A 10787-nucleotide genomic window follows, 5' to 3' on the forward strand; every position below is an offset into this window, starting at 1 on the left:
GAGTTTGAATGTCCATCCTGATCAACAAAGACACCAAGGTCATCACCCAGGGCATCACCGGCAAGACCGGCCAGTTCCACACCGAAAAGTGCCAGGAATACGCCAACGGCAAGAACTGCTTCGTCGCCGGGGTGAATCCGAAAAAGGCCGGCGAGAAGATCTTCGACATCCCCATCTACGCCTCGGTGAAGGAAGCCGCCGCCGAGACCGGCGCCACCGTGTCGGTGATCTACGTGCCGCCGGCCGGTGCCGCCGACGCGATCTGGGAAGCCTGCGAGGCCGACCTCGACCTGGCGATCTGCATCACCGAGGGCATCCCGGTGCGCGACATGCTGATGGTGCGCAACAAGATGAAGCAGAAGGTCGCCAAGGGCGGCAAGGAAACCCTGCTGCTGGGCCCCAACTGCCCGGGCCTGATCACGCCCGACGAGATCAAGATCGGCATCATGCCCGGCCACATCCACCGCAAGGGCCGCATCGGCGTGGTTTCTCGCTCCGGCACGCTGACCTATGAAGCCGTGGCGCAGCTGACCGAAATCGGTCTGGGCCAGTCGTCGGCGGTCGGCATCGGCGGCGACCCGATCAACGGCCTCAAGCACATCGACGTGATGCGCATGTTCAACGACGATCCGGACACCGACGCGGTGATCATGATCGGCGAGATCGGCGGTCCGGACGAAGCCGAAGCCGCGCAGTGGTGCAAGGCCAACATGAAGAAGCCGATCGTCGGCTTCATCGCCGGCGTCACTGCGCCCGCGGGCAAGCGCATGGGCCACGCCGGGGCGCTGATCTCCGGCGGCGCCGACACCGCTGACGCCAAGCTCGCGATCATGGAAGAGTGCGGCTTCACCGTCACGCGCAACCCGTCCGAGATGGCCAAGCTGCTCAAGGCAATGCTCTAAGCATCGCTTTTGGCGGTACCGGGAAAGCGCCGGCGGGTCCGGCGCTTTTTCGTCCACGGGGCGCCGGCGGGCGCGTAGAATCGGCGCTTCAGCCTGCTGTGCAGACATCCCCCGGGTAACGCACTATGCCGAAGTTGATCCTCAGCATGGACGGCCTCGTCCTCAAGGAGCTCGTGCTCTCGAAGGAGCGGACGACGATCGGACGCAAGCCGGACAACGACATCCAGATCGACAGCCTGGCCATCAGCGGTCATCACGCCGTCATTACCTGCATCCTCGACGACGCCTTTCTCGAGGACCAGAACAGCACCAACGGCACCTATCTGAACGGTCAGCTGGTCAAGAAACAGGTACTCAAGAACAGCGACGTGATCGAGCTGGGCAAGTACCGGCTGAAATTCATCGCCGACGGTGGCGGCTTCGCCGCGGCTGTCGACGTCGTCGATGCCGCCGCGCTCAAGCCCTTCGACATCCCCGCCGCGATCACCGATCCCGGCCCGGCGCCGGCGGCCGCCGGTTCCGATCGTGAACGCATCGGCGTGATCCAGATCCTGAGCGGCGCCAGCGCCGGCCGTGAGCTGGCGCTGACCAAGCCGCTCACCACCCTCGGCAAGCCCGGCCGGCAGGTGGCGGTGATCACGCGCCGGCCGCGCGGTTACTTCATCACCCATGTCGAAGGGGCCTCCTTCCCGCTCGTCAATGGCCGGGCGCTCGATGCCCGGCCCCATCCGCTCGGCGAGCACGACATCGTCGAACTCGCGGGGGTGAAGATGGAATTCTTTTTCCGCTCCTGAGGGGCCTTCCCGCGTGATTTTTTGCCTACCCCGGCACGCTTGCGCAGTGGCACCATGCGAGCGTGCGCGCCGGACATTCCCGCGGCACCGTCGCAGGCGGGCCTGCGGCCAGGAAAGGTGATGAAGCTTACGGTACTCGGCTGCAGCGGTGGCATCGGCGCGCCCCATTCGCGGACCACGTCCTTTCTCGTGGATGATGACATAGTCATAGACTGTGGCACCGGCGTGGGCGATCTCCCGCTCGCCGCCCTGTTGCGCATCGATCATGTATTCGTCACCCACGCCCATCTCGACCACATCGCCGCCCTGCCTCTGCTGATCGAGGCGGTGGGCGAGCTGCGCGAACGGCCGCTGACCGTGCATGCGACCCCGGAGACGATCACCATTCTCCGCTCGCACATCTTCAACTGGCTCATCTGGCCCGATTTTTCGGCAATTCCCGATCGCACCGCGCCTTACCTGCGCTTCGCCCCGATCGCCGAAGGGGAAAGCCGTTGCCTGGGCGGGCGGACGATCACCGCGCTGCCCGTCTGCCATACCGTGCCGGCGGTCGGCTATTGCCTCGACAGCGGCGCCGGGCAGCTGGTGTTTTCCGGTGACACCACCTACTGTGCGGAGCTGATCACGGCGATCAACGCCTGCCCGGCCCTGCGCCACCTGATCATCGAGGCGGCCTTTCCCGACGAACAGCGGGACCTCGCGGCGACGTCCCGCCACCTCTGCCCGAGCCTGCTGCAGGCGGTGCTGGCCGAACTCACCGGCAGTCCGGAAATCCACGTCAGCCACCTCAAGCCCGGCGGCGCCGCGCGCACCATGGCGCAGATCGATGCCGGAGGAGGGCGGCTGCGGCCGCGCCAGCTGCGCCAGGGCCAGGTGCTTGAATTCTGATCTCCGCCGCGCCCTGCGCCGTCCCGCCACCTTGCAAGCGAAACAATCCACGATGAGCAATGCCTCCACCCCAGAGCAGTCCGTTTCCAGCGCCGTCGGGAGCCGGTTGGCCTTCTTCAAGGGGCTCCAGGCCCTGACCCAGCGCATCCAGGCGAGCCGCGATGTCGATGCGCTCATGCTCGAGCTGGCGCCGCGGCTGTGCGAGCTGTTCGGCGCCGAACGGCTCAGCATCTACACCGTGGAAGACGGCGGTGGCTCGATCGTGACCCTGGTGAAGACCGGGCTGCAGGGGGAGCAGAGCATCCGCCTGCCGCTGGCCGAAAGCAGCATCGCCGGCTACGTCGCCCTGCACGGCGAGCTGCTCAACATCGGCGACGTCCATGACGAGGCCGAGCTGCGCAGAATCTCGCCGAAGCTGCAGTTGCGCAGCGAAGTCGATGCCCGCAGCGGCTTCCGTTCGCGTCAGATGCTCGTGGCCCCGCTCCGCGACCCCGGCACCGGCCGCATCCTGGGCGTGATCCAGCTCATCAACACGCACAGCGGCCAGCCCTTCCCGAAAGTCGCGGAAGAGGGCGTGCTCGTCCTCGCGCAGACGCTCGGGAGCGCCTTCTGCAGCGACCACCAGCGGGCGGTGCGGCTGCGCTCGCGCTTCGATGCGCTGGTCGCGGACGGCCGCATCAGCGCGGCCGAGTTCGCCCAGGCGACACGTCAGGCGCGTGACAGCGGGCGCTCGCCGGAAGCCGTGCTGATCGACGCCCTCGGCCTGTCGGCGGCCGAGCTCGGCGAGGCGGCGGCGCGCTTTTTCGGCGTGCCCTACCAGCCTTACCGCGACAACCATGTCAAGCCGATGGACCTGCTGCGCAACATCCGGCGCGAATACGTCGAGCAGAGCCTGTGGCTGCCCTACGAGGAAACCGGCGAAGGGGTGGTGATCCTGTGCGTCGATCCGGAGCAGATCCGCAACTCGGGCATCGCCCAGAATGTGTTCGTGAACAAGCGCCTGGCTTTTCGCGTCACCACCGTGCGCGAGTTCGAGCAGACCGTGGCCCAGTATTTCGGCGAACTGCTCGACGATGCCTCGGTGTCCGAATTGCTCTCCGACCTCGACGAAGGCGAGGACGAAGGCGGCTCGCTGCGTGACGACGTCACCGCCGCGGCCGACAACGAACTGGTCAAGCTGGTCAACAAGATCGTTATCGAAGCCTACCGGCAAGGCGCCTCCGACATCCACATCGAGCCGCGCCCGGGACGCGAGAAGACCCTGGTCCGCTTCCGCAAGGACGGCTCGCTGGTGCCCTACATCGAAGTGCCGGCGAGCTATCGCAGCGCGCTCGTCACCCGGATCAAGATCATGTGCGATCTCGACATCTCCGAGCGCCGCCGGCCGCAGGACGGCAAGATCCGCTTCCGCAAGTTTGCCCCTCTCGACATCGAGCTGCGGGTGGCGACCCTGCCCACCCAGGGCGGCATGGAAGACGTGGTGATGCGCCTGCTCGCCGGCAGCGAGCCGCTCCCGCTCGACCGCCTCGGCCTGCTGCCGTTCAACCTCGAGCGCCTGCAGGCCTTGATCGCCCGCCCCTACGGCATCTTCTTCGTGTGCGGCCCCACCGGCTCGGGCAAGACCACCACGCTGCATTCGGTCCTGCGCCACATCAACACCCCCGACACCAAGATCTGGACCGTCGAGGACCCGGTCGAGATCACCCAGAAGGGCCTGCGCCAGGTGCAGGTCAACCGCAAGGTCGGGATCGACTTTGCCACCATGATGCGCGCCTTCCTCCGCGCCGACCCGGACGTCATCATGGTCGGCGAGATGCGCGACCGCGAAACCGTGGCGGTCGGCATCGAAGCTTCGCTGACCGGTCACCTCGTGCTGTCCACGCTGCACACCAACAGTGCGCCCGAGTCGGTTGTGCGTCTGCTCGACATGGGGATGGACCCGTTCAACTTCGCCGACGCCCTGATCGGCGTGCTCGCCCAGCGCCTGGCCAAGCGCCTGTGCCCGAAGTGCCGCGAGGCTTACCACCCCGGCGAGGACGAGCTCCAGCGCCTGCTCGAGGAGTATTGCGAGGACATGCACCGCACGCCGGATTTCTGCGCCGACGCCGACGCCGCGCGCGCCCGCATCGTCGCCCGCTGGCGCGCCGAAGCCGCCGACCGGGACGGGCGCTTCACGCTCTACCGTGCGGTCGGCTGCGCGCACTGCACCCAGGGCTACAAGGGCCGCGTCGGCCTGCACGAGCTGATGCCCGGTTCGGACGCGATCAAGCGCCTGATCCAGGAGCGCGGCCGGGTCGAGCAGGTTCTCGGCCAGGCGCTCGCCGAAGGCATGCGCACGCTGCGCCAGGACGGCATCGAAAAAGTGCTCGCCGGCATCACCGACATGCACCAGGTGCGCAAGGTCTGCGTGCGCTGAAGCGGGCGCAGGCGGGGGCGGGCGGTTAGAATCCGGGCCTGCCCCTTCCTCGGAGACCGTCCATGTTCCGCATCGCTCCCAGTCTGCTGTCCGCCGATTTCGCCCGCCTCGGTGACGAGGTCGCGCGCGTGATCGCCTCCGGCGCCGACTGGATCCACTTCGACGTGATGGACAACCACTACGTGCCCAACCTCACCATCGGCCCGCTGGTGTGCGAGGCGATCCGCCCCCACACCACGGCGCCGATCGACGTGCACCTGATGGTGAAGCCGGTCGATCGCATCATCCCCGACTTTGCCAAGGCCGGTGCCAACATCATCACCTTCCACCCCGAGGCCTCGGAGCACATCGACCGCAGCCTCGGGCTGATCCGCGACGCCGGTTGCCAGGCCGGGCTGGTGTTCAACCCCGCCACGCCGCTGCACCATATGGACCACGTCATGGACCGGCTCGACGTGGTGTTGCTGATGAGCGTCAATCCCGGCTTCGGCGGCCAGGCCTTCATTCCCGAGACGCTCGACAAGCTGCGCGCGGTGCGCGCCCGGCTCGACGCCTACGAGGCCCGGAGCGGGCGCCGCATCCTGCTCGAGATCGACGGCGGGGTGAAGATCGACAACATCGCCGACATCGCCCGCGCCGGCGCCGACACCTTCGTTGCCGGCTCGGCGGTGTTCGGCGCCGGTCGCGACAGCGACCCCAACCGCTACGATTCGGTGATCGCCGCGCTGCGCGCCGAGCTGGCGAAGGTGGCGCGATGAGCGTGGCAAGGCCCCGCTTCGCGCCGCGCGCGGTGCTGTTCGACCTCGACGGCACCCTGCTCGACACCATCGCCGATCTTGCCGAGGCGGCCAACCGCATGCTCGCCGAGCTGGGGCGACCGCTGCGCCCGCAGGACGAGATCCACCGCTTCGTCGGCAAGGGCATTCCCAACCTCGTGCGCCGCTGCCTGACCGAAGGCCGCGCCGCGAGCGCGGCCGAGATCGAAGCCGCGGTGGCGGTGTTCCGCCGCCATTACACCGTGGTCAATGGCATCCACGCCCGCCTCTACCCGGGCGTGATCGACACCCTGCAGGCGATGCGCGGGCGCGGCCTGCGCCTGGCGGTGGTGACCAACAAGGCCGAAGCCTTCACCTTGCCGCTGCTCGCGCGCACCGGCATCGCCGGCTACTTCGACACCGTGGTCAGCGGCGACACCCTGGCGGTGAAAAAGCCCGATCCGGCCGTGCTCCACCTCGCCTGCGCTCGGATCGGGGTGAGCGCCGGGCAGGCGCTGATGATCGGCGACTCGGCCAACGACGCGCTCGCCGCGCAGGGCGCGGGGATGCCGGTGCTGCTCGTCACCTACGGCTACAGCGAAGGCATGCCGGTGGACACCATCGAATGCGATGGGCTACTATCGAACGCGCTGCAGGCCCTCGATTACATCGATCAGGCATGATCGCCGTATCCGCCCGGCACCGCTCGGGAACCCGTGCCGGCGGCGTCGATGGCCGGCTGCAGCCGTGCCCGCGTTCCTTCGAACACTCCTCCACCTCCACGACTCGACGACATCGTGACGCTCGCATCCAGGCTTAGGCCCGCATCCGCCACTCCGCTCCCCGCCCAGCCCCGCTGGCGCGGCGGCTGGCGTTGGCCTTTGGGCCACTGAACGCGAAACCTTCTCGCGGGGCCGACAGCGCGCCTCATGGACTCGATCCGCTGAGGCCGGCTTTCCGGCACATCCCCGCACCCGCCGCACCGTCCGACGTCCATCCTGTTGAAGTGGAGCATCCATGCTCGAACACGAATTCAACGCCCTCGCCGCCGAGGGCTACAACCGCATTCCGGTCACGCTCGAGACCTTCGCCGACCTCGACACCCCGCTGTCGATCTACCTGAAGCTCGCCAACGAGCCCTACACCTACCTGCTCGAGTCGGTGCAGGGCGGCGAGCGCTTCGGGCGCTATTCCTTCATCGGCCTGTCCTCGCCGACCCGGATCGAAGTCTACGGCCGCTCGGCGCTGCTGCTCACCGGCAACCGCCTGGTCGAGCGCCGCGACTACGGCGATCCGCTCAACTTCGTCGCCGAGTTCATGAACCGCATCAAGGTGCCGCCGCGCGATCACCTGCCGCGCTTCGCCGGCGGTCTGGTGGGCTGCTTCGGCTACGACACCGTGCGCTACATCGAGCCCCGCCTGGCGAAGACCGACAAGCCCGATCCCCTCGGCACGCCCGACATCCTGCTGCTGCTGTCCGAGGAAGTGGCGATCGTCGACAACCTCAGCGGCAAGCTCACCCTCGTCGTCTATGCCGAGCCCGAAGTGCCCGGTGCCTGGAAGCGCGCCCACAAGCGCCTGCGCGAACTCCTCGCCCGCCTGCGCGCGCCGGTGCAGGTTCCCGAAGATGCGTGCGCGCCGTCGGCGCCCGCCGAGTCCAGCTTCGGCGAGGACGCCTTCAAGGACGCGGTGCGCCGCGCCAAGCAGTACATCGTCGACGGCGACGTCATGCAGGTCGTGCTCTCGCAGCGCATGAGCAAGCCCTTCGCCGCCAGCCCGATGGCGCTCTACCGCGCGATCCGCTCGCTCAATCCGTCGCCCTACATGTTCTATTTCAACTTCGAGGACTTCCACGTCGTCGGTGCTTCGCCCGAAATCCTCACCCGCCTCGAGGACGAGGTCGTCACCGTGCGTCCGATCGCCGGCACGCGCACGCGCGGTGCCACCGTGGCCGAAGACCTCGCCCTCGAAGCCGACCTGCTCGCCGACGAGAAGGAGCGCGCCGAGCACCTGCAGCTGCTCGACCTCGGCCGCAACGACGCCGGGCGGGTGTCCGAGACCGGCACGGTCAAGGTCACCGAGCAGTTCTCCATCGAGCGCTACTCGCACGTCATGCACATCGTCTCCAACGTCGAAGGGCGCCTGAAGGAAGGCCTCAACGCCCTCGCCGTGCTGCGCGCCACCTTCCCCGCGGGCACGGTGTCGGGGGCGCCCAAGGTGCGGGCGATGGAGATCATCGACGAGCTCGAACCGGTCAAGCGCGGCATCTACGCCGGTGCGGTCGGCTACCTCGGCTTTCACGGCGACATGGACCTGGCGATCGCGATCCGCACCGCGCTCATCAAGGACGGCCACATCCACGTCCAGGCCGGCGCCGGCATCGTCGCCGATTCCGACCCCGAGTCGGAATGGCAGGAAACCCGCAACAAGGCGCGCGCCATGCTGCGCGCCGCCGAGATGGCCGAAGGCGGGCTCGACACCCGCGCCTGAGGCCGGGGCCGCGCCCTGCCGCGGTGCGCCTCCATCGACTCCATACTGACGGCATCGGCTTGGGGCCGGTGCGCGCGAAGGGAATCAACATGCTGCTGATGATCGACAATTACGACAGCTTCACCTACAACCTCGTGCAGTACTTCGGCGAACTCGGCGCCCGGGTCAAGGTGTTCCGCAACGACGAAATCACCCTCGAGCAGATCGAGGCGATGAAGCCCGACCACCTCGTGATCTCGCCCGGCCCGTGCACCCCGGCCGAAGCCGGCGTTTCGGTGGCGGCGATCCAGGCCTTCGCCGGGCGCCTGCCGATCCTCGGCGTCTGCCTCGGCCACCAGAGCATCGGCGCTGCCTTCGGCGGGCGCATCGTCCATGCCAAAAAGCTCATGCACGGCAAGACCTCGGCGGTGCACCACCTCGACGCCGGGGTGTTCCGCGGCCTGCCCGAGCCGCTCACCTGCACCCGCTACCACTCGCTCGCCATTGAACGCTCCACCCTGCCCGACTGTCTGGAAGTCACCGCGTGGACCGACGACGGCGAGATCATGGGGGTGCGCCACAAGACGCTCGACGTCGAAGGGGTGCAGTTCCACCCCGAGTCGATCCTCACCGAATGCGGCCATGCGCTGCTGCAGAATTTCCTCGACCGCAGCGCGCGCCTGCCTGCCGCCGCCTGACCCCCGGGAGCCCCCACGATGACGATGACCGCCCAGCAAGCCCTGCAACGCACGATCGAGCACCGCGAGATATTCTTCGACGAGATGCTGTCGCTGATGCGCCAGATCATGGCCGGCGACATCTCGCCGGTGATGACCGCCGCCATCCTCACCGGCCTGCGCGTCAAGAAGGAAACCATCGGCGAGATCACCGCCGCCGCCACGGTGATGCGCGAGATGGCGACCAAGGTCCATGTCGCGCCGCCGCACGAGCACTTCCTCGACGTCGTCGGCACCGGCGGCGACGGCTCGCACACCTTCAACATCTCCACCGCCACCATCTTCGTCGCCGCCGCCGCCGGCGCGCGCGTGGCCAAGCACGGCGGGCGCAGCGTGTCGTCCAAGTCCGGCGCCGCCGACGTCCTCGAAGCGCTCGGCGTCAACCTGAACCTGTCGCCGGAGCAGGTCGCCGCCTGCGTCGAGGCCACCGGCATCGGCTTCATGTTCGCCCCCAACTACCACAGCGCGATGAAGAACGTCGCCCCGGTGCGGCGCGAGATGGGCGTGCGCACGATCTTCAACATCCTTGGCCCGCTGACCAACCCGGCCGGTGCGCCAAACACCCTGATGGGGGTGTTCCACCCCGACCTCGTCGGCATCCAGGCGCGCGTCATGGAGCGCCTGGGCGCCAACCACGTGCTGGTCGTGCATGGCCTGGACGGCATGGACGAGCTCAGCCTCGGCGCCGCCACCCTGGTCGGCGAGCTCAAGGACGGCGAGGTGCGCGAGTACGAGATCCACCCCGAGGACTTCGGCCTGCAGATGGCCGGCACCCGCAACCTGCGCGTGGCCGACGCCGAGGCGTCGCGTGCGGTGTTGCTCGGCGCGCTGGAAAACCGCGATGGCCCGGCGCGCGACATCGTCGCCCTCAACGCCGGCGCGGCGCTGTACACCGCCAACCTGGTCGACTCCATCGGCGCCGGCATCGAGCGCGCACGCGAAACCCTCGCCAGCGGCGCGGCGCGCCACAAGCTCGACGAGTTCGTGCGCTTCACCCGCCGCTTCGGAGCTGCGGCATGAGCGACATCCTGGACAAGATCTGCGCGGTCAAGGCCACCGAAGTCGCCACCGCCACCGCGCACACGCCGCTCTCCGCGATGCGCGCCCTCGCCGAGGCCCAGCCGGCGGCGCGCGACTTCGTCGCCGCGATCCGCACCCGCCACGCTGCCGGCCGCCCCGCGGTGATCGCCGAAATCAAGAAGGCGAGCCCGTCGAAGGGCGTGATCCGGGCCGATTTCCGCCCCGCCGAGATCGCCGCCGCCTACGAGGCCGCCGGCGCCGCCTGCCTGTCGGTGCTCACCGACCGCTCCTTCTTCCAGGGCGCGCCCGAATACCTGCAGGCGGCGCGCGCCGCCTGTGCGCTGCCGGTGCTGCGCAAGGACTTCATCGTCGATCCCTACCAGGTGTTCGAGGCCCGCGCGATGGGGGCGGACGCGATCCTGCTGATCGCCGCCTGCCTCGACGGCGCGCGCATGCGCGACCTCGAGCAGCTCGCCATCGCCCTCGGCCTGGCGGTGCTGGTCGAAGTCCATGACGGCTCCGAGCTGGAGCGCGCGCTGCAGCTGCAGACCCCGCTGATCGGCATCAACAACCGCAACCTGCGCACCTTCGACGTTTCACTGCAGACCACCCTCGAGCTGTCGCCGCGCATCGCCACCGGCGCCACCGGGCGCATCGTCGTCACCGAGTCCGGCATCCTGACGCCGGAGGACGTCGCCCTGATGCGCGCGCACGCGGTGCAGACCTTCCTCGTCGGCGAAGCCTTCATGCGTGCCGACGACCCCGGCGCGGCGCTGCGGGCGCTGTTCGGGAGCTGAGCCGCGGCC

At 68.5% G+C, this 10787-nt stretch carries 10 protein-coding genes; all 10 read left to right on the plus strand.

The window, feature by feature from the left end; genetic code table 11:
• Window positions 1-8: 8 nt before the first annotated feature.
• The 10 genes from sucD to trpC all read left to right on the plus strand — a co-directional run bounded on the left by sucD (window position 9) and on the right by trpC (window position 10778).
• Window positions 9-902: a succinate--CoA ligase subunit alpha gene (gene sucD / locus Tchl_RS03235; RefSeq protein ID WP_075147123.1), complete on the plus strand. Its 894-nt coding sequence runs from the start codon at window positions 9-11 to the stop codon at window positions 900-902.
• A 125-nt stretch (window positions 903-1027) separates the two neighbouring features.
• Window positions 1028-1696: an FHA domain-containing protein gene (locus tag Tchl_RS03240; RefSeq protein WP_075147124.1), complete on the plus strand. Its 669-nt coding sequence runs from the start codon at window positions 1028-1030 to the stop codon at window positions 1694-1696.
• Between the two features lie 120 nt (window positions 1697-1816).
• The gene (locus tag Tchl_RS03245; RefSeq protein ID WP_075147125.1) at window positions 1817-2584 is read left to right on the plus strand and encodes a 3',5'-cyclic-nucleotide phosphodiesterase; all 768 of its coding nucleotides are present in this window, start codon (window positions 1817-1819) and stop codon (window positions 2582-2584) included.
• Window positions 2585-2636: 52 nt separating this feature from the next.
• A complete protein-coding gene (locus Tchl_RS03250) occupies window positions 2637-5000 on the plus strand; it encodes a GspE/PulE family protein (protein WP_075147126.1) in 2364 nt (787 codons plus the stop codon).
• 62 nt (window positions 5001-5062) lie between these two features.
• Complete coding sequence (gene rpe, locus Tchl_RS03255; protein WP_075147127.1) at window positions 5063-5758, plus strand: ribulose-phosphate 3-epimerase; 696 nt, start codon at window positions 5063-5065, stop codon at window positions 5756-5758.
• Window positions 5755-6438 carry a phosphoglycolate phosphatase gene (locus Tchl_RS03260; protein WP_075147128.1) on the plus strand — a complete coding sequence of 228 codons (684 nt, stop codon included), beginning with the start codon at window positions 5755-5757 and terminating at the stop codon, window positions 6436-6438. Before rpe ends, Tchl_RS03260 begins: the two co-directional genes overlap by 4 nt.
• Before the next feature lie 334 nt (window positions 6439-6772).
• Window positions 6773-8245, plus strand: coding sequence for an anthranilate synthase component I (trpE, locus tag Tchl_RS03265; RefSeq protein WP_075147129.1), 1473 nt, complete (start codon window positions 6773-6775; stop codon window positions 8243-8245).
• An 89-nt stretch (window positions 8246-8334) separates the two neighbouring features.
• On the plus strand, window positions 8335-8922 hold the full coding sequence (locus Tchl_RS03270) for an aminodeoxychorismate/anthranilate synthase component II (protein ID WP_075149552.1): 588 nt from the start codon (window positions 8335-8337) through the stop codon (window positions 8920-8922).
• 18 nt (window positions 8923-8940) lie between these two features.
• On the plus strand, window positions 8941-9981 hold the full coding sequence (trpD, locus tag Tchl_RS03275) for an anthranilate phosphoribosyltransferase (protein ID WP_075147130.1): 1041 nt from the start codon (window positions 8941-8943) through the stop codon (window positions 9979-9981).
• Window positions 9978-10778 (plus strand): indole-3-glycerol phosphate synthase TrpC, encoded by an 801-nt coding sequence (trpC, locus tag Tchl_RS03280; protein ID WP_075147131.1) that lies wholly within the window; start codon window positions 9978-9980, stop codon window positions 10776-10778. Before trpD ends, trpC begins: the two co-directional genes overlap by 4 nt.
• Window positions 10779-10787 lie beyond the last annotated feature (9 nt).

Origin of the sequence: Thauera chlorobenzoica, assembly GCF_001922305.1 — a bacterium.
GTDB classification, from domain to species: domain Bacteria; phylum Pseudomonadota; class Gammaproteobacteria; order Burkholderiales; family Rhodocyclaceae; genus Thauera; species Thauera chlorobenzoica.